Source organism: Streptomyces sp. NBC_00377, assembly GCF_036075115.1.
Lineage (GTDB): Bacteria > Actinomycetota > Actinomycetes > Streptomycetales > Streptomycetaceae > Streptomyces.
This window is the reverse complement of record NZ_CP107958.1, coordinates 3,226,859-3,244,594: the sequence shown is the minus strand read 5'-3', so window position 1 is coordinate 3,244,594 and position 17,736 is coordinate 3,226,859. Positions and strand designations below refer to the sequence as shown.

Here is a 17,736-nt window from a genome sequence, read left to right as displayed (position 1 = left end):
CGCGGGTCGCCGCGGCGCCGTCGTGGCCGGTCGTTTCCCGCCTCCCGGCCTCGTTCGAGCGGGGTGCCCCCAGCGTGGTGGAGCCGCGGACCGCTTCGGCCCCCGCGCCCCTGGGGGCGCGATCCCCGTACCCTGTATCAGCAACTTCACCCCCTGTTCCACTGAGGAAGGCATCGTCGGTCATGGCGCAGCAGGACACCGATCAGCAGCACGCGGGCGTGCTCCCCGTGGACGACGAGGGCTTCGTCATCGACACCGGGGAGGCGGAGGCGCGCGAGCTGGCCTGGCGTGAGGCCGGCACCTCGCGGCCGATCACCGTCGTCGGCAACCCGGTCCTGCACAAGGAGTGCAGGGATGTCACCGAGTTCGGCGACGAACTGCGGCAGCTGGTCGCGGACATGTTCGCCTCGCAGCACACGGCCGAGGGCGTCGGCCTCGCCGCCAACCAGATCGGCGTGGACCTGAAGGTTTTCGTCTACGACTGCCCTGACGACGAGGGCGCCCGGCACACCGGTGTCGTCTGCAACCCCCGGCTCGTCGAACTGCCCGCCGACCGGCGCCGGCTGGACGACAGCAACGAGGGCTGCCTGTCGGTGCCCACCGCCTACGCGCCGCTGGCCCGTCCCGACTACGCCGAGGTGACCGGGCAGGACGAGCGGGGCAACCCGATCAAGGTGCGCGGGACCGGCTACTTCGCGCGGTGTTTGCAGCACGAGACCGATCACCTCTACGGCTACCTGTACATCGACCGTCTGTCCAAGCGCGAACGCAAGGACGCGCTGCGGCAGATGGCCGAGAACGAGCCCCGCTACCCCGTGGTGGCCAACGACTGAGCTCACCCGCACCACGACGACGCCCGGCCGGGACCTCTTCCCCGCCGGGCGTCGTTCGTGTGTCCGACGGACGTTCGATCGCTTACGCACATCTGCTGATCCGTAACCAGTCACGCAGGGGTGGATTCTCGGCATGTTGGTGCGGCGAATGCAGCAAATCCGTTCCCAGAACGGTCAGTTGTAGTGCTGAATGGGAAGTGCGGGGATACGCAACGGCGCACGCCCGGCACGGGGGGAGGGGTGTGTTGCCCACTGGCGGCTGAGAGGGGTTGTTCGTGCCAACTTTCCCATACAGCACCACATACAGCACCACAGCGACGGTGGCCGCGCCCGCGGTCCCTCCCTCGCTCTCTCTTCCAGTCATCGAGGCGGCGTTTTCCCGGCAACTGCATCCGTATTGGCCTCGGTTGCAGGAGAAGACGCGCTCCTGGCTGCTGGAAATGCGGTTGATGTCGGCGGACAAGGTCGCAGAATATGCCGACGGACTTTGCTACACCGACCTGATGGCGGGCTACTACCTCGGCGCACCCGACGAGGTCATGCAGGCCATCGCCGACTACAGCGCGTGGTTCTTCGTCTGGGACGACCGGCACGACCGTGACGTCGTGCACGGCCGGACCACCTCCTGGCGGCGGCTCAGGTTCCGCTTGCACGCGGCCCTGGACTCCCCGGCGGAGTATCTGCGTCACCCGGATCCGCTGGTCGCCGGGCTCGCCGACAGCGTGGGCCGGTTGCAGTCCTTCCTGCCCGGCACTTGGAACGCCCGGTTCGCCCGGCACTTCCACGCCGTGATCGACGCGTACGACAGGGAATTCCACAACCGAACCGAAGGACGTATTCCAGGCGTCGAGGAATACCTGGAGCTGCGTCGGCTCACTTTCGCGCATTGGATCTGGACCGACCTGCTCGAGCCGAGTGCGAGAACAGAACTCCCGGATCCGGTACGGAAACACCCCGCATACCGGCGCGCGGCCCTGCTGAGTCAGGAGTTCGCCGCCCTGTACAACGACCTCTGCTCGCTGCCCAAGGAAATAGCGGGCGACGAGGTGCACAATCTCGGAATCAGTCTCATCACGCATGAGGGGCTGACTCTCGAAGAGGCGGTCGACGATGTCCGCCGACGCGTGGAGGAATGCATATCCGGATTCCTCGCCGTGGAGAAGGACGTCTTACGGCTCGCCGAGCGACTTGCCGACGGGACGGCCCGCGGAAATCAACTCGGCGCCGCCGTGCGAGTCTGCCTCGGCAATATGCGGAACTGGTTCAGTTCCGTCTACTGGTTCCACCACGAGTCCGGCCGTTACATGGTCGACAGCTGGGACGACCGGTCCACGCCCCCGTACGTCAACAACGAAGCGGCAGGTGAGAAATGACCGTCGAGTCGGTGAAACCCACCACCTCCGGATCGCCCGAACTGCGTGAGCCACCGTTGGCCGGTGGCAGGCTTCCCCTCCTCGGGCACGGCTGGAAGCTGGCCCGCGACCCGCTGGCCTTCCTGGCCGGGCTCCGCGACCACGGCGGCATCGTCCGCCTCAGGCTCGGCCCCAAGACGGTGTACGCCGTCACCGCGCCGGACCTCACCGGAGCCCTGGCGCTCAGCCCGGACTACATCATCTCCGGCCCCCTGTGGGAGTCGCTGGAGAGCCTGCTCGGCAAGGAGGGCGTGGCCACGGCCAACGGCCCGCTGCACCGCCGCCAGCGGCGCACGATCCAGCCCGCGTTCCGGCTCGACGCCATCCCGGCCTACGGGCCGGTCATGGAGGAGGAGGCGCACGCCCTCGTCGAGCGCTGGACGAAGGGCGAGGTCCTCGATGTCACCGCGGAGGCCTTCCGGGTGTCGGTGCGCATCTCCGCCCGCTGTCTGATGCGCGGCAGCTATATGGACGCCCGGTCCGAGCGCATCACCACCGCGCTCGCCACACTGTTCGCCGGTATGTACCAGCGCATGGTGGTACCCCTCGGACCCCTTTATCGGGTACCGATTCCGGCCAACCGCGAATTCAACCGGGCGCTGGCCGATCTGCATCGGCTGGTGGACGAGATCGTCGCCGACCGCCGGGCATCCGGTCAAAAGCCGGACGATTTGCTGACAGCTTTGCTGGAGGCGAAGGACGAGAATGGCGACCCGATCGGGGAGCAGGAGATCCACGACCAGGTCATCGCGATACTCACCCCGGGCAGCGAAACCGCCGGCTCCGTGGTCATGTCGCTGCTCAAGGTGCTCACCGAGCACCCCGACCAGGTGGACAAGATCCGCGAAGAGGTGAAAAGCGTCATAGGAGACCGCCCGGTCTCTTTCGGCGACGTCCGAAAGCTCCAGCACACCGCCAATGTCGTCGTCGAGACCATGCGGCTGTATCCCGCCGTATGGATATTGACCCGGCGCGCGGTGAAGGAGACCGAGCTCGGCGGCTACCGCATTCCCGCCGGCGCCGACATCGTCTACAGCCCCTACGCCGTTCAGCGCGATCCGCGGTCGTACGCGCGGCACACCGAGTTCGATCCCGACCGCTGGCTGCCCGGAGGCTCCCCGGAGGTGCCCAAGTACGCCATGACGCCGTTCGGCGTCGGCAACCGCAAGTGCCCGAGCGACCACTTCTCGATGGCCGTGCTGACACTGATCACCGCGGTGGTGGCGTCCGCGTTCCGCTTCGAGCCGGCGCCCGGCTCCGACGCGCGGACGCACATCGGCATCACGCTCCGGCCGCGCCGGCTGCTGCTGCGGGCGATACCGGGCTGAGGGGCCGGGCTCAGGCGACGGCCCGCGGGCCGCGGAACGTGCGCCGGTAGGCGTTGGGGGTCGTCCCCAGCGCCTGCACGAACTGGTGGCGCAGGGCGCCGGCCGTACCGAAGCCGGCCCGCCAGGCGATCGCGTCCATCGTCTCGTCCGTCGCCTCCAGCAGGTGCTGGGCCAGCAGCACCCGCTGGCGCAGCAGCCACCGGTAGGGGGTGGTGCCCGTCTCCTGCTGGAAACGGCGGGCGAAGGTGCGCGGTGACATGTGGGCGCGTTCCGCGAGCCGCTCGACCGTGATCTCCTGGTCGAGGTGCTGCTCCATCCACGCGAGCACCTCACCGACGGTGTCGCACCGCGACCGGGGCAGCGGCCGCTCGATGTACTGGGCCTGGCCGCCGTCCCGGTGCGGCGGCACCACCATGCGCCGGGCGATCCGGTTGGCGACCTCGGGGCCCTGCTCCTTGCGGACCAGGTGCAGACAGGCGTCGATGCCCGCGGCCGTGCCGGCGGAGGTGATCACCGGGTCCTCGTCGACGTAGAGCACGTCCGCCTCGACGGCCGTCAGGGGATAGCGGCGGGCCAGCACGTCCGCGTGCCGCCAGTGCGCGGCGCAGCGCCGGCCGTCGAGCAGTCCCGCGGCGCCCAGCACGAAGACCCCGGAGCAGACGCTGAGGACCCGGGCACCCCGGTCCACGGCCCGGCGCAGCGCGGCGAGCAGTTCGTGCGGATACACCCGGTCGACGTTCGAGTCCGCGGCCGGGACGGCGATCAGGTCGGCCTCCTCCAGCCGGTCGAGGCCGTAGGGCGTGGACACGGTGAGCCCGCCGACATGGGTGCGCAGGGTCGGGCCCTCGGCCGACACCACGGCGAAGTCGTACACCGGGAGCCCTTCGTCGCTGCGGTCGAGGCCGAACACCTCACAGACGACTCCGAGTTCGAAGGGATGCACGCCGTCGAGGAGGACGGCCGCCACGTTCTTCAGCATGCTGCCAGTGTGCACCCGAAGTGGCAGGAATTTGAAGGTGTGCGGCAGTCCTGCCACTGACGGTCAGGAGTGTCCGGCAGGAGAGTGGTGTCCATGAACACGAACCAGATCGAAGGCCTCATCGGAATGTCCATGGTCCTCGGGATCCTCGTCCTCCTGGTCCTCCCGTCCGTGCTCGGCATCGTGCGCGACCGGCGCGCCGACCGGCAGATCAGGGAGGCCCAGGAGGCCCGGGGCGAGAGGGCGCCTCAGAAGTCCTCGTCCAGGTCCACGGTGCCCTCCACCGCGACCTGGTACGCCGATGCCCGGCGCTCGAAGAAGTTGGTCAGCTCCTGAACGCCCTGGAGCTCCATGAAGGAGAAGGGGTTCTCCGAGCCGTACACCGGGGCGAACCCGAGCCGCGACAGCCGCTGGTCGGCGACGCATTCGAGGTACTGCCGCATCGAGTCGGTGTTCATGCCCGGCAGCCCCTCGCCGCACAGGTCGCGCCCGAACTGGAGCTCGGCCTCCACGGCCTCCCGCAGCATGGCCGTCACCTCCTCCTGGAGCCGGTCGTCGAAGAGGTCCGGCTCCTCCTTGCGGACGGTGTCGACCACCTCGAAGGCGAAGCTCATGTGCATCGTCTCGTCACGGAACACCCAGTTGGTGCCCGTGGCGAGGCCGTGCAGCAGACCCCGGCTGCGGAACCAGTAGACGTACGCGAAGGCGCCGTAGAAGAACAGGCCCTCGATGCACGCGGCGAAGCAGATCAGGTTGAGCAGGAAGCGGCGGCGGTCGGCCTTGCTCTCCAGCCGGTCCAGCTTCTCGACCTCGTTGATCCACTTGAAGCAGAACTCGGCCTTCTCGCGGATGGACGGGATGTTCTCCACGGCGGCGAAGGCGGCGGAACGGTCCTCCGGATCGGGGAGGTAGGTGTCCAGGAGCGTCAGATAGAACTGGACGTGGACGGCCTCCTCGAACAGCTGCCTCGACAGGTAGAGGCGCGCCTCGGGGGAGTTGATGTGCTTGTACAGCGTGAGCACGAGGTTGTTCGCCACGATCGAGTCGCCCGTCGCGAAGAACGCGACCAGCCGGCCGATCATGTGCTGCTCGCCCTCGGACAGCTTCGCCAGGTCGGCGACGTCCGAGTGGAGGTCGACCTCCTCGACGGTCCAGGTGTTCTTGATGGCGTCCCGGTACCGCTCGTAGAAGTCCGGATAGCGCATGGGGCGCAGGGTCAGCTCGAAGCCCGGGTCGAGAAGGTTCTTCTCGCTCTTCTCAGGTGCGGTGGTCATTACTGGCAGGCCTCGCAGGACTCGGGGTTCTCAAGGGAGCAGGCGACGGCGTCGGCCTCGGTCACCTGCTGAAGGGGGACGGTGGCCCGGGCCGCGCGGGCGATACGGGTCGCCGGACGGGAACGCAGGTAGTACGTCGTCTTCAGACCCGACTTCCAGGCGTACGCGTACATCGAGGAGAGCTTGCCGATGGTCGGCGTCTCCAGGAACAGGTTCAGGGACTGGGCCTGGTCCAGATACGGGGTGCGGGCGGCGGCCATGTCGATCAGGGCGCGCTGCGGGATCTCCCACGCCGTGCGGTACAGCGCACGGACGTCGTCCGGGATCCACGCGAAGTCCTGCACCGAGCCACTGGATTCGCGCAGCGCCTCGCGGGTCCGGGCGTCCCAGACGCCGAGCTCCTTGAGGTCGTTCACCAGGTAGGAGTTGACCTGGAGGAACTCGCCGGACAGCGTCTCGCGCTTGAACAGGTTGGACACCTGCGGCTCGATGCACTCGTACACGCCCGCGATGGACGCGATGGTCGCGGTGGGCGCGATGGCGAGGAGCAGGGAGTTGCGCAGGCCGGTCCGCGCGATCCGCTCGCGCAGGGCCGCCCAGCGCTCGGGCCAGGTGAACTCGACGCCGTAGTGGTCCGGGTGCAGCACGCCCCTGGCTGTGCGGGTCTTCTCCCAGGCCGGCAGCGGGCCGTTGCGCTCGGCCAGGCCGGCGGACGCCTCGTACGCGGCGAGCATGACGCGCTCGGCGATACGGGTGGAGAGGGCCTTGGCCTCGGGCGAGCCGAAGGGGAGGCGCAGTTTGAAGAAGACGTCCTGGAGACCCATCGCACCCAGACCGACCGGCCGCCAGCGGGCGTTGGAGCGGCCCGCCTGCTCGGTCGGGTAGAAGTTGATGTCGACGACCCGGTCGAGGAAGGTGACGGCCGTGCGGACGGCCTCGTCCAGCCGCTCCCAGTCGATCGCGCCGGCCGCCGTGTCGACGAACGCGCCCAGGTTCACCGAACCCAGGTTGCAGACCGCTGTCTCGCCGTCGTCCGTGACCTCCAGGATCTCCGTGCACAGGTTGGAGGAGTGGACGACATGGCCCGGCTCGGCGGTCTGGTTGGCGGTGCGGTTGGCCGCGTCCTTGAAGGTCATCCAGCCGTTGCCGGTCTGCGCCAGGGTGCGCATCATGCGGCCGTAGAGGTCACGGGCGGGGATGCTCTTCTTCGCCAGCCCCTTCGCCTCGGCCGACCGGTAGGCCGCGTCGAACTCCTCGCCCCACAGGTCGACCAGCTCCGGCACGTCGGCCGGGGAGAACAGCGACCACGGCCCGTCGGCGTCGACCCGGCGCATGAACTCGTCCGGGATCCAGTGCGCGAGGTTCAGGTTGTGCGTGCGGCGGGCGTCCTCACCGGTGTTGTCCCGCAGCTCCAGGAACTCCTCGATGTCGGAGTGCCAGGTCTCCAGGTAGACCGCGGCCGCGCCCTTGCGCCGGCCGCCCTGGTTGACCGCGGCGACCGAGGCGTCCAGCGTCTTCAGGAACGGGACGATGCCGTTGGAGTGCCCGTTGGTGCCGCGGATCAGCGAACCGCGGGAACGGATCCGCGAGTACGACAGCCCGATGCCGCCGGCGTGCTTCGACAGCCGGGCCACCTGGTGGTAGCGGTTGTAGATGGAGTCCAGCTCGTCCAGCGGGGAGTCGAGGAGGTAGCAGGACGACATCTGGGGGTGCCGGGTGCCGGAGTTGAAGAGCGTGGGGGAGGACGGGAGGTAGTCCAGGCGGCTCATCAGCCCGTAGAGCGCGGCGACCTCGTCCACCGAGCGGGGGGTGTCGTCCTCGGCGAGGCCGCAGGCGACGCGCAGCAGGAAGTGCTGGGGCGTCTCGACGACCTTGCGGGTGATCGGGTGCCGCAGGAGGTAGCGGCTGTGCAGCGTGCGGAGCCCGAAGTAGCCGAAGCGGTCGTCGGCCCGCTCGTCGATCAGCGCGTCGAGACGGACCGCGTGGACGCGCACGAACTCGGCGGTGCGGTCGGCGATCAGACCCTCGCGGTGGCCCACGGCGACCGATCCCGTGAACGACGTGACGCCCTGGGAGGCCGCCTCCGCGGCGATGCTGATCGTCAGCAGCCGGGCGGCCAGCTTCGAGTAGGCGGGATCCTCGGAGATCAGACCCGCCGCCCCCTCCGTGGCCAGCTCGCGCAGCTCCGCGGTGATCTCGGAGGCAGCCCGTGCCGACCGGCCGCGCAGGGCCACGGCGGCGACCCGGCCGGGGTCGGCGTCGGGCAGGTCGGCGGTCAGCTCGGTCAGGGTCCGCAGCAACGCGGTACCGGGACCGTCGGTCTCCGGCTCGGTGACCGGAACCGGATCGGCTGGCGCGATGGTCACGTGGGGCTCTCCCTCGCTCGGCGGTGGGCCTGGCGCAGGGCAGGGGGCAGCACACGAGCGCGCGGGGGCGTCGCGTCCACCGGCCCACTCCGCGAGACCCGGACGTCAGGGCACCCGGACCGGACGGCCGGGCGCGCTGTCGGCAGGACCTCGGACTGAACAGGCGTGCGCATATGGGTATGGATGCACGCGAGTACACCGTTGCGGGACAGTTCCGGATTCGCACCGGATTCCCCTGCGGCGACAGCGAGCATGAGCATACATCTTGTGCCCACCCGTCATGCCACCCCCAGATGTTGTGTCGCGGTGGTTTCAGAGCGTCAACTTGTAGGCGAGGAGAGTGATGTCGTCCAGGTGCGGCAGGGGACGCCAGTCCCGCTCGGGTGTGCGGACGAAACCGAGGCGTTCGTAGAGGCGGTGGGCGGCGTGCATCGCGCGCTGGGTCGACAGGACGACGGCCGTACAGCCCTCCATGGCCCGGGCGCGCCCGACGCAGGCGCGGACCATGGCCTCGCCGGCCCCACGGCCGCGCGCCGCCCGCCCGACCGCGAGCATCCTGATCTCCGCCTCGCCGGGACGCGCGAGGTCGGCCATCGGACCGGGACCGGGAACGAACGTGACCCCGCCCAGAAGACGCCCGCCGTCCACCGCCACCAGAACCTCGGCGGCGGCGACCCGCTTCGCCACGTCCCTCAGCTCGTGCAGATACCCGTCGCTCTCCCCGAAGTCCAGCAGGCCGTCGTCGAGGTAGGCACGAGCGGTGAGGTCGCCGAGGACCCCGTACTCGCCGGGCTCGGCCTGCCGTATCACGATGTCCATGGCCCCGAGTGTGCCGGACGCCCGGGTTGCGGAGGGAGTGGTTCCATGGAGGCGGCTTCAAGTACGCGGCCAACCGGCGTCCACGGCACCCGCACACGTACCTGGGCGGCCGCAACGACCACGTCGTCCCGCCCGCACCGGGCACGACCTGTCTGCCCGACTGCAAGTTCCAGCTCTGCCCGTACCCTCCCCGGGGCGGTGTGCCCCGGGGAGAGATCCGCGAGCCGTTCTGCCGTCAGCAGCAGGCCTTGCTGCCCAGCAGCGTCCGGCGCTGGCTGCCCCGGGGGCTGCGCCGGAAGACCCCGCACCGGGTCGGCATGCGGGTCGGCGAACTGGACCGCTTCTGGGACGCGATGGCCAGACGGACGCGGGACCAGAACGGTGTCCGGCCGGCCTCGGGTGCCTGGGGCGTGTCCGACACTTCCCGCCGGGCGCGCGGTGCCCGGCACGGCACTCCCCCGGCCTTCGGCCGGGGGGGTGCCCCCACGCTGCGTTGTCGGATCACCCGAGTACATCCGGTACGCGGGCGATCCTCCGCCTTGCGATGCACCGCACCGGACGCCGCGCGCTGATCCGACGCGAATTGTCGGACACGCCCTAGTGGGACGTGCCCGCCGTCGCCGGTGGCAGTTCCACCTGTACGCCCGGGTCGCCGGCGTCCGCCGTGTAGTCCTCCGGCTTGGTCTCGTCGATGCCCTCGGGGGCCTTGGCGGCCTTCAGGACGAAGGTGAGCACCACCGTGACGACGACGTTGATCACGAACGCGGTGAGACCGATGTAGCCGATCTCGCCGATGCCCGGGATCTCCTTGGACGAGCCGCCGAAGTGCTTCTGGGTCGGGGAGGCGACGCCGTACGCGGCGAAGGTGCCGTAGACCATGCCGACCGCCCAGCCGGCGAGCAGGGCCCAGCGGTGGAACCAGCGGGTGAACAGGCCGCCGACCAGGGCCGGGAACGTCTGGAGGATCCAGATGCCGCCCAGCAGCTGGAAGTTGATGGCCACCGTCTTGTCCATGGTGAGGACGAAGACCAGGGCGCCCACCTTCACCAGGAGCGAGACCAGCTTGGAGACCTTGGTCTCCTGCGCGGGCGTCGCGTCCGGCTTGATGAAGTCCTTGTAGATGTTGCGGGTGAAGAGGTTCGCGGCCGCGATCGACATGATGGCCGCGGGCACGAGCGCGCCGATGCCGATGGCGGCGAACGCCACCCCGGCGAACCACGACGGGAACATGTCCTCGAACAGCTGCGGGATCGCCAGCTGCCCGTTGGTGACCTTGACCCCGGCGGCGATCGCCATGAAGCCGAGCAGTGCGAGCAGGCCCAGCATCAGGGAGTACAGCGGCAGGATCGTGGTGTTGCGGCGGATCACCTCACGGCTGCGGGACGACAGCGTCGCCGTGATCGAGTGCGGGTACATGAACAGCGCAAGCGCCGAGCCCAACGCCAGCGTCGCGTACGTCCACTGGCCCGGGTCCGCCGGTGCCAGCGCGCCGCGCGGCTTGCCCGTCGCCGGGTTGGTCTGGCTGAACGCCTCGCCCGCCTTGGCGAAGATGTCGTCGAAACCGCCCAGCTTGATCGGGATGTAGATGATCGCCACCGCGATGACGATGTAGATCAGCGTGTCCTTCACGAATGCGATCAGCGCGGGGGCCCGCAGCCCCGAGGAGTAGGTGTAGGCCGCCAGCACGCCGAACGCGATCAGCAGCGGCAGGTCCTTCACGAACCAGTTGGTGTTCTCGCCGCCGCCGACCCCCATCACGTCGAGCACGGCCTGGATGCCGACCAGTTGGAGGGCGATGTACGGCATCGTGGCCAGGATGCCGGTGACGGCGACCGCCAGCGACAGGCCCTTCGAGCCGAACCGGCCGCGCACGAAGTCCGAGGTCGTCACATAGCCGTGCTTGTGGGACACCGACCACAGACGGGGCAGGAACGTGAAGATCAGCGGGTAGACGAGGATCGTGTACGGGACCGCGAAGAAGCCGGCCGCGCCCGCCGCGTAGATCGCCGCGGGTACGGCGACGAAGGTGTACGCGGTGTACAGGTCGCCGCCGAGCAGGAACCAGGTCACCCAGGTGCCGAACGACCGGCCGCCCAGGCCCCATTCGTCGAGGCTGTCGTTCTCGGCCTTGCGCCAGCGCGCGGCCAGGAAGCCCATGACCGTGACGGCCAGGAAGAAGAAGATGAAGACGGCGAGCGCGACGCCGTTCACGCCGTCCTTCACTCCGACGCACCGCCCTTCGGGGAGGAGGAACGGGAGGAGGCAGGGGCGACGCCCGCGCGGCCGCGCTGGTCACGCTGCCACAGTTTGTACGCGGTCACGGTCAGCGCGGCGGAGAGCGGTACCCACAGCATCTGGTACCAGTAGAAGAAGGGGATCCCGATGAACGCGGGGTCCACCTTCGCGTACGAACCCACCCACAGCATCGCCACGAAGGGCGCGAGCAGACAGAGGGCGATGGCGACGCGCACAGGCGTCACCACCGGCCCCCTGGTCGCTTCCGGGGTCTCTGACATCGGCGGCTCCGTCCCCTCACTCGATCGCCTTGATCACAGGTGTAATGCGCAGGCAATGTAAGTGACGGATAAGCCCAGCGGAAGGCCCTCCACAGACCCTCTACCTCTGATCTCGGTCTGCGCTCCGCCATAAGGGCGGTGGTGGAGGCCATCGTTGGGCCAAAGGCGCGGAGAGCGTCAGGCCCGCTGCCGCAAGGTGGGCGGGAATCTCCCGGCCTTCAGCCGGGAGAGCACCTCAATCGGTGGGCCTCTTGAGCCGGGCCACGAACTTGTACCGGTCGCCCCGGTACACCGACCGCACCCACTCCACGGGCTGCCCCTCCTGGTCCAGCGAGTGACGGGAGAGCATCAGCATCGGCAGGCCCACGTCGGTGCCGAGCTGGCCCGCCTCGCGCGGGGTGGCGAGCGAGGTCTCGATGGTCTCCTCGGCCTCGGCGAGCCGGACGTCGTACACCTCGGCGAGGGCGGTGTACAGCGAGGTGTACTTGACCAGCGACCGGCGCAGGGCCGGAAAGCGCTTCGCCGACAGGTGGGTCGTCTCGATGGCCATCGGTTCGCCGTTGGCCATGCGCAGGCGCTCGATGCGCAGCACCCGTCCGCCGGCCGTTATGTCGAGCAGCCCGGCGAGGCGGTCGTCGGCGGTGATGTAGCCGATGTCCAGGAGCTGCGAGGTCGGTTCGAGTCCCTGGGCGCGCATGTCCTCGGTGTACGAGGTGAGTTGGAGCGCCTGGGACACCTTCGGCTTGGCGACGAAGGTGCCCTTGCCCTGGATGCGCTCGAGGCGCCCCTCGACGACGAGTTCCTGGAGGGCCTGGCGGACGGTGGTGCGCGAGGTGTCGAATTCGGCCGCCAGGGTGCGCTCCGGCGGGACCGGGGTGCCCGGAGACTGGGTCTCCGTGATGTCGAGCAGGTGCTTCTTCAGGCGGTAGTACTTGGGCACGCGCGCGGTACGGACGGTCGCCCCACCCTCGTTCTCCGCACTGCTGACATCGGTGCTCATGGCCTGCCTTCCCGGCTTCGGGTGCCGAAATGGCCGACATGCCGTCGGCCGCGGCTCACATCGTGGCACGGACGCGGGGATGCTGTGCCACCGTTCCGTGATCCCTCTGTATACCGTCGCAATTCTGGTTGGTCTAGTCCACCAGGGCAAATGGTCTACCGGGGAGGCGCCCTCCGCGGTCGATGTTTTCGCCGCCTTCTTACTTAAAGGTTCCTGCATATGTAGGTCCCATAACGGCTGTTCGGAGGGGGTTCGGCCACCCTTGACAGGCTTATTGGTCTGAGCCAAGCTCTGCGCACTGGTCTACACCATTGGTCCAGATCGAGGTCCCGGCCCGCGGGCGGGGGGTGTGGTATCCCTGAGGAGGATGGCGTGAAGCGCAAGCTGATAGCCGCGATCGGTATCGCGGGCATGATGGTCTCCATCGCGGCGTGCGGGGACGACAGTGGCAGTGGGGACTCGAAGGGCACCGACGCCAAGGAGCTCACCGTCTGGCTCACCGTCGACGCGCAGAACAACTGGCCGGAGCTGGTGAAGGCCGCCGACGCGGCGGTGCAGAAGGCGCACCCCGGCGTCAAGATCAACCACGAGTACTACGGCTGGCCGGACAAGAACGCCAAGCTCGACGCGGTCCTCGCCACCGACAAGGCCCCCGACGTGGTCGAGATGGGCAACACCGAGATGCTCGGCTACATGGTCAAGGGCGCCTTCGCCCCCCTCGACACCTCCAAGTTCGACAACTCCTCCGCCTGGCTCGACGGCCTCAAGGCGTCGGTGACCTACGACGGCAAGACCTACGGCGTGCCGTACTACGCCGGCGGGCGCGTCGGGAACTGGCGCAAGGACCTCTTCGCCTCGGTGGGCGTCAAGTCCACCCCGAAGACGTACGCGGAGCTGACCGCCGCGCTGGACAAGGTCCAGCAGAAGGAGGGCGACAAGTTCTCCGCCTGGTACCAGCCCACCCGCGACTGGTACGCGGCCATGTCCTTCGTCTACGACGCCGGCGGCTCGATCGCCAAGGAGGACGGCGGTCAGTGGAAGGCGAACCTCTCCTCGCCCGAGTCCCTCAAGGGCCTGGGCGAGTTCAAGACGGTCGTCGACAAGTACATGCACGGCGACAAGACCAAGGACGAGTCCGACCGCTACATCGTCTACGGCCAGGGCAAGTCGGGCATGATCTTCGGCGCGGCCTGGGAGGGCGCGACCTCCGCCGACCCGAAGAACGACAAGACCGGCAAGCTCAAGGACAACCTCGAGAACTTCGTGATGCCCGGTCCGTCCGGCAAGAACCTCCCCGTCTTCCTGGGCGGTTCCGACCTCGCCGTCCCGGTGAAGTCGCACGCGCAGACCCTCGCCGCCGAGTGGATCAACGCCTTCACCGGCCCGGCCGGCCAGAAGGGCCTGATGGCCAAGGGCAACCTGCCCAACAACAAGACCGACCTCGCGACCCTCAAGAACGACCCGGCCACCGCGGTCCCCGCCACCGCCGCCGAGTCCAACTGGTTCGTCCCGATGGCTCCCGGCTGGGGCCAGGTCGAGAAGGCCCAGGTGCTCCAGACCATGCTCCAGAGCATCGGCACCGGCAAGAAGACGGTCGAGGCCGCCGCGAAGGACGCGGACGCCGCGATCGACAAGGTCATCAACAACAAGTGACCTGACGGCAGGGCCCCGTGAACCCCGGAGGGCTTCATCGGGGGCGGGGCCCTGCCTCCCGTACGACCCGTACGGGGTTCGCCTTCGTACGACCCGAGGGACCGCTGAGGAGCGCGCGGATGAGTGCCGCAGACACGACCACTGCCGAAGTGCCGCCGACGCGGCAGTCGCCACCACCGCCCGTGGGCGAACCCGCCGCGAAGAGACCACGCGGCGGCCGGAGATCCGGCGGCGCCGCGACCCCCTGGCTGCTCCTCGCCCCCTGCCTGCTGGTCCTCGCCCTGGTCATGGGCTATCCCCTGGTCCGGCTGGTCACCCTCTCCTTCCAGAAGTTCGGGCAGTCCCAGCTGTGGGGCTTCCAGCCCGCCGAGTCCGTCGGGTTCGGCAACTTCACCGGCGTACTGGCCGACGGCGAGTTCTGGCAGGTCGTCGTCCGCACGATCGTCTTCGCGGCCGGCTGCGTGATCCTCACGATGGTCATCGGCATGCTGATCGCGCTGCTCCTCCAGCGGGTCTCCGGCTGGGTGAAGACCCTCATCAACATCGCGCTCGTGGCGAGCTGGGGCATGCCGGTCATCGTCGCCACCACCGTCTTCAAGTGGCTGTTCGACGCCGACTACGGCATCCTCAACGCGGTCCTGAGCAGGCTGCCGGGCGTTGAGCTGATCGGCCACAACTGGTTCGCCAGCGGCCCGCAGGGGCTGGCGGTCATCATGCTCCTCGTGGTGTGGGGAGCCGTGCCCTTCGTGGTCATCACCCTCAGCGCCGGCCTCACCCAGGTCCCGGCCGAGCTGGAGGAGGCCGCCCGCCTCGACGGCGCGGGCGCCTGGGGCGTCTTCCGGTACGTCACCCTGCCCATCCTCAAGCCGATCATCGTGATGCTCACGACCCTGTCGGTCATCTGGGACATGGGCGTCTTCCCTCAGGTCTTCGTCATGCGCAACGGGCACCCGGAAGCCGAGTTCCAGATCCTGACGACGTACTCCTACGACCGCGCCTTCGTCGTCAACGACTACGGACAGGGCTCGGCGATCGCCCTGATCACCGTGCTGCTGCTGCTCGGGGTGGTCGCCGTCTACATGCGCCAGATGCTGAAGATCGGAGAGGTCGAATGAGCGCCATTGCCTCCGGGGCGAGCCGGACGGAAAGCCGGTCCGGGCGCCGCAGGCCGAAGTACGGCTGGAACCTGCTCGGTCTGCTCGTCTTCGCCGTCGCGGGCTTCCCCGTCTACTGGATGCTCAACACGGCGTTCAAGCCGGCGAAGGACGCGATCGACCCGGACCCGAGCCTGCTGCCGACGGGTATCACCCTCGACAACTTCCGCCGCGCGCTGAGCATCGCCGACTTCTGGGGTCCCGTGGGCCGCAGCCTGTTCGTCTCGCTGGCGGTCGTCGCGATCGGCGTCGTCGTCGGCATGCTGGCCGCCCTGGCCATCTCCCGGTTCGCCTTCCGCGGCCGCAAGGTCGTGATCGTGGGCATCCTGGCCGTCCAGATGGTCCCGCTCGTCGCGATGATCATCCCGGTCTTCCTGCTCCTCAACGACCTGGACCAGTACGACAAGCTCTCCGGTCTGATCATCACGTATCTGACCTTCATCCTCCCCTTCACGGTGTGGACGCTGCGCGGCTTCATCGTCAACATCCCGAAGGAGCTGGAGGAGGCCGCCATGGTCGACGGATGCAGCCGCACCGGGGCCTTCGTCCGGGTGGTCTTCCCCCTGCTGGCCCCCGGCATGGTCGCCACCTCGGTCTACGGCTTCATCCAGGCCTGGAACGAGTACCTGTACGCCCTGATGCTGCTCAGCCAGAAGAACCAGACGGCGACGGTGTGGCTCAGCAACTTCTCCACCAAGCACGGCACCGAGTACGCCCCGATGATGGCCGGCGCCACGATGATGGCCGTACCGATCGTCGCCCTGTTCCTCCTCGTCCAGCGCAAGATGGCCGCGGGGCTGACCGCGGGCGCCGTGAAGGGATAACGCCCCGATGACGACAATCGCCAGCGGCACCGACACTCTCACCCGTGACGCCCTGACGGTCCTGCAACCCGGCTTCCCCGGCACCACCGCCCCCGACTGGCTGCTGCGCCGGCTCGGCGAGGGCCTGGCCTCGGTGGGCCTGTTCGGCAGGAACATCGCCACGCCCGAGCAGCTCGCCTCGCTGACCGCCCAGTTGCGCGCGGAACGCGACGACGTCCTGGTCGCGATCGACGAGGAGGGCGGAGACGTCACGCGCCTGGAGGTGCGCACCGGCTCCAGCTTCCCCGGCAACCACGCGCTGGGCGCGGTGGACGACGTGGCGCTCACCCTGGAGGTGGCCGCGGAGCTGGGCCGACGCCTCGCGGAGTGCGGGGTCAACCTCAACTGGGCGCCCTCCGCCGACGTGAACTCCAACCCCGCGAACCCGGTGATCGGGGTCCGCTCCTTCGGCCCTGACCCCGCCCTGGTCGCCCGGCACACCGCCGCCTACGTCACCGGCCTCCAGTCGGCGGGCGTGGCGGCCTGCACCAAGCACTTCCCCGGCCACGGCGACACGGCCGTCGACTCCCATCACGCCCTGCCACGCATCGACGCCGACCCGGCGGTCCTCGCGGAACGCGAACTGGCGCCGTTCCGAGCCGCCATCGCCGCCGGCACCCGCGCGGTGATGAGCGCGCACATCCTGGTCCCGGCCCTGGACCCGGCCCGCCCGGCAACGTTGTCCCGTCGTATCCTCACCACCCTGCTGCGCGAGGAACTCGGCTACGACGGTCTGATCGTCACCGACGGCATGGAGATGCAGGCCGTCGCCGCGACCTACGGCATCGAACGCGGCAGCGTCCTCGCCGTCGCGGCCGGCGCCGACGCCATCTGCGTGGGCGGCGGCCTCGCCGACGACGAGACGGTACGGAAGCTGCGCGACGCCCTGGTCACGGCCGTCCGCACCGGAGAGCTGCCCGAGCAACGCCTCGCGGACGCGGCCCGACGGGTACGCGAACTGGCCGGCTGGACGGCCCCGGGGCGCACGGCCGCCGTCGGCACCGGGGAAGGGACGGGCCGGACGGATGGCGTACGGGCCGATGTCGGGCTGATCGCCGCCCGCCGGGCGTTGCGCCTCACCGGCGAGGACGTCTTCACCCCGCTCACCGAACCCCCGTTCGTCGCGGCCCTCACGCCGGTCGCCAACTTCGCCGTCGGCGACGAGACCCCCTGGGGCGTCGCGGCGGAGCTGGTCCAGCTGCTGCCGGGGACGCGGACGGGCAGCTTCTCGGGCGCCGACGCGGGGCAGGCGGCGCTGGTCGCGGCGGGGGAGCGGCGGATCGTCGCCGTGGTCCGCGACGAGCACCGGCACCCCTGGATGGCCTCGGCCCTCGGAGACCTGCTGACCGCCCGCCCGGACACGGTCGTCGTCGAGATGGGCGTCCCCCAGGCCCCGCCCCGGGGCGCTCTGCACATCGCCACCCACGGCGCGGCCCGGGTCTGCGGCCGTGCGGCGGCGGAGGTCATCGCGGGCCGGTAGCTTCCACGACGCGACAGGCGCCGGCTCCCCTCGGGGAAACCGGCGCCTGTCGCGTTCCG

The 17,736-nt window shown here is 69.3% G+C and carries 15 protein-coding genes and 1 riboswitch; of the genes, 8 read left to right on the top strand and 7 right to left on the bottom strand.

Going from position 1 to position 17,736, the window contains the following annotated elements:
• Nucleotides 1-182 precede the first annotated feature (182 nt).
• The 3 genes from def to OHS71_RS14475 all read left to right on the top strand — a co-directional run bounded on the left by def (nucleotide 183) and on the right by OHS71_RS14475 (nucleotide 3,573).
• A complete protein-coding gene (def, locus tag OHS71_RS14485) occupies nucleotides 183-833 on the top strand; it encodes a peptide deformylase (protein WP_328479790.1) in 651 nt (216 codons plus the stop codon).
• A 275-nt stretch (nucleotides 834-1,108) separates the two neighbouring features.
• Nucleotides 1,109-2,206, top strand: a complete 1,098-nt coding sequence (gene cyc1, locus OHS71_RS14480) for an epi-isozizaene synthase (protein WP_443046946.1) — start codon at nucleotides 1,109-1,111, stop codon at nucleotides 2,204-2,206.
• Nucleotides 2,203-3,573 carry a bifunctional albaflavenone monooxygenase/terpene synthase gene (locus OHS71_RS14475; RefSeq protein ID WP_328479788.1) on the top strand — a complete coding sequence of 457 codons (1,371 nt, stop codon included), beginning with the start codon at nucleotides 2,203-2,205 and terminating at the stop codon, nucleotides 3,571-3,573. The genes cyc1 and OHS71_RS14475 overlap by 4 nt, the downstream gene beginning before the upstream one ends.
• Nucleotides 3,574-3,583: 10 nt before the next feature.
• Here the strand turns inward: OHS71_RS14475 and OHS71_RS14470 are convergent, their stop codons facing one another.
• Nucleotides 3,584-4,552 (bottom strand): helix-turn-helix domain-containing protein, encoded by a 969-nt coding sequence (locus OHS71_RS14470; protein ID WP_328479787.1) that lies wholly within the window; start codon nucleotides 4,550-4,552, stop codon nucleotides 3,584-3,586.
• 93 nt (nucleotides 4,553-4,645) lie between these two features.
• Here OHS71_RS14470 and OHS71_RS14465 point away from each other — a divergent pair, with 93 nt between their 5' ends.
• Nucleotides 4,646-4,888 (top strand): hypothetical protein, encoded by a 243-nt coding sequence (locus OHS71_RS14465; protein ID WP_328479786.1) that lies wholly within the window; start codon nucleotides 4,646-4,648, stop codon nucleotides 4,886-4,888.
• On the opposite strand, the gene OHS71_RS14460 is transcribed toward OHS71_RS14465, so the two are convergent.
• From OHS71_RS14460 to OHS71_RS14435, 6 genes are all read right to left on the bottom strand, one after another.
• Entirely contained in the window at nucleotides 4,801-5,826 is a 1,026-nt protein-coding gene (locus OHS71_RS14460; protein ID WP_328479785.1) for a ribonucleotide-diphosphate reductase subunit beta, read from the bottom strand. The genes OHS71_RS14465 and OHS71_RS14460 overlap by 88 nt on opposite strands.
• Nucleotides 5,826-8,192: a ribonucleoside-diphosphate reductase subunit alpha gene (locus OHS71_RS14455; RefSeq protein ID WP_328479784.1), complete on the bottom strand. Its 2,367-nt coding sequence runs from the start codon at nucleotides 8,190-8,192 to the stop codon at nucleotides 5,826-5,828. The genes OHS71_RS14460 and OHS71_RS14455 overlap by 1 nt, the downstream gene beginning before the upstream one ends.
• Nucleotides 8,193-8,316: 124 nt before the next feature.
• A riboswitch (cobalamin riboswitch) is annotated at nucleotides 8,317-8,452 on the bottom strand.
• 52 nt (nucleotides 8,453-8,504) lie between these two features.
• A complete protein-coding gene (locus OHS71_RS14450) occupies nucleotides 8,505-9,011 on the bottom strand; it encodes a GNAT family N-acetyltransferase (RefSeq protein ID WP_328479783.1) in 507 nt (168 codons plus the stop codon).
• 597 nt (nucleotides 9,012-9,608) lie between these two features.
• Nucleotides 9,609-11,234 (bottom strand): monocarboxylate uptake permease MctP, encoded by a 1,626-nt coding sequence (gene mctP, locus OHS71_RS14445; protein ID WP_328479782.1) that lies wholly within the window; start codon nucleotides 11,232-11,234, stop codon nucleotides 9,609-9,611.
• Nucleotides 11,231-11,527: a DUF3311 domain-containing protein gene (locus OHS71_RS14440; protein WP_328479781.1), complete on the bottom strand. Its 297-nt coding sequence runs from the start codon at nucleotides 11,525-11,527 to the stop codon at nucleotides 11,231-11,233. The genes mctP and OHS71_RS14440 overlap by 4 nt, the downstream gene beginning before the upstream one ends.
• A gap of 235 nt (nucleotides 11,528-11,762) precedes the next feature.
• A complete protein-coding gene (locus tag OHS71_RS14435) occupies nucleotides 11,763-12,527 on the bottom strand; it encodes a GntR family transcriptional regulator (RefSeq protein WP_328479780.1) in 765 nt (254 codons plus the stop codon).
• Between the two features lie 372 nt (nucleotides 12,528-12,899).
• Between OHS71_RS14435 and OHS71_RS14430 the strand changes: the two genes are divergently transcribed.
• The 4 genes from OHS71_RS14430 (at nucleotide 12,900) to OHS71_RS14415 (ending at nucleotide 17,677) form a co-directional block, all read left to right on the top strand.
• The gene (locus OHS71_RS14430) at nucleotides 12,900-14,180 is read left to right on the top strand and encodes an extracellular solute-binding protein (RefSeq protein ID WP_328479779.1); all 1,281 of its coding nucleotides are present in this window, start codon (nucleotides 12,900-12,902) and stop codon (nucleotides 14,178-14,180) included.
• Between the two features lie 119 nt (nucleotides 14,181-14,299).
• Nucleotides 14,300-15,295 (top strand): carbohydrate ABC transporter permease, encoded by a 996-nt coding sequence (locus OHS71_RS14425; RefSeq protein ID WP_328479778.1) that lies wholly within the window; start codon nucleotides 14,300-14,302, stop codon nucleotides 15,293-15,295.
• The gene (locus OHS71_RS14420) at nucleotides 15,292-16,158 is read left to right on the top strand and encodes a carbohydrate ABC transporter permease (RefSeq protein WP_328479777.1); all 867 of its coding nucleotides are present in this window, start codon (nucleotides 15,292-15,294) and stop codon (nucleotides 16,156-16,158) included. The genes OHS71_RS14425 and OHS71_RS14420 overlap by 4 nt, the downstream gene beginning before the upstream one ends.
• A 7-nt stretch (nucleotides 16,159-16,165) precedes the next feature.
• Nucleotides 16,166-17,677, top strand: a complete 1,512-nt coding sequence (locus OHS71_RS14415; protein WP_328479776.1) for a glycoside hydrolase family 3 protein — start codon at nucleotides 16,166-16,168, stop codon at nucleotides 17,675-17,677.
• Nucleotides 17,678-17,736: the final 59 nt, after the last annotated feature.

What these genes read in the sequence shown, in the direction of transcription:
- def (WP_328479790.1), top strand. Translation starts at nt 183, where the DNA reads ATGGCGCAGCAGGACACCGATCAGCAGCACGCGGGCGTGCTCCCCGTG.
- OHS71_RS14475 (WP_328479788.1), top strand. Translation starts at nt 2,203, where the DNA reads ATGACCGTCGAGTCGGTGAAACCCACCACCTCCGGATCGCCCGAACTG.
- OHS71_RS14470 (WP_328479787.1), bottom strand. Translation starts at nt 4,552, where the DNA reads ATGCTGAAGAACGTGGCGGCCGTCCTCCTCGACGGCGTGCATCCCTTC.
- OHS71_RS14465 (WP_328479786.1), top strand. Translation starts at nt 4,646, where the DNA reads ATGAACACGAACCAGATCGAAGGCCTCATCGGAATGTCCATGGTCCTC.
- OHS71_RS14460 (WP_328479785.1), bottom strand. Translation starts at nt 5,826, where the DNA reads ATGACCACCGCACCTGAGAAGAGCGAGAAGAACCTTCTCGACCCGGGC.
- OHS71_RS14450 (WP_328479783.1), bottom strand. Translation starts at nt 9,011, where the DNA reads ATGGACATCGTGATACGGCAGGCCGAGCCCGGCGAGTACGGGGTCCTC.
- OHS71_RS14440 (WP_328479781.1), bottom strand. Translation starts at nt 11,527, where the DNA reads ATGTCAGAGACCCCGGAAGCGACCAGGGGGCCGGTGGTGACGCCTGTG.
- OHS71_RS14435 (WP_328479780.1), bottom strand. Translation starts at nt 12,527, where the DNA reads ATGAGCACCGATGTCAGCAGTGCGGAGAACGAGGGTGGGGCGACCGTC.
- OHS71_RS14425 (WP_328479778.1), top strand. Translation starts at nt 14,300, where the DNA reads ATGAGTGCCGCAGACACGACCACTGCCGAAGTGCCGCCGACGCGGCAG.
- OHS71_RS14420 (WP_328479777.1), top strand. Translation starts at nt 15,292, where the DNA reads ATGAGCGCCATTGCCTCCGGGGCGAGCCGGACGGAAAGCCGGTCCGGG.
- OHS71_RS14415 (WP_328479776.1), top strand. Translation starts at nt 16,166, where the DNA reads ATGACGACAATCGCCAGCGGCACCGACACTCTCACCCGTGACGCCCTG.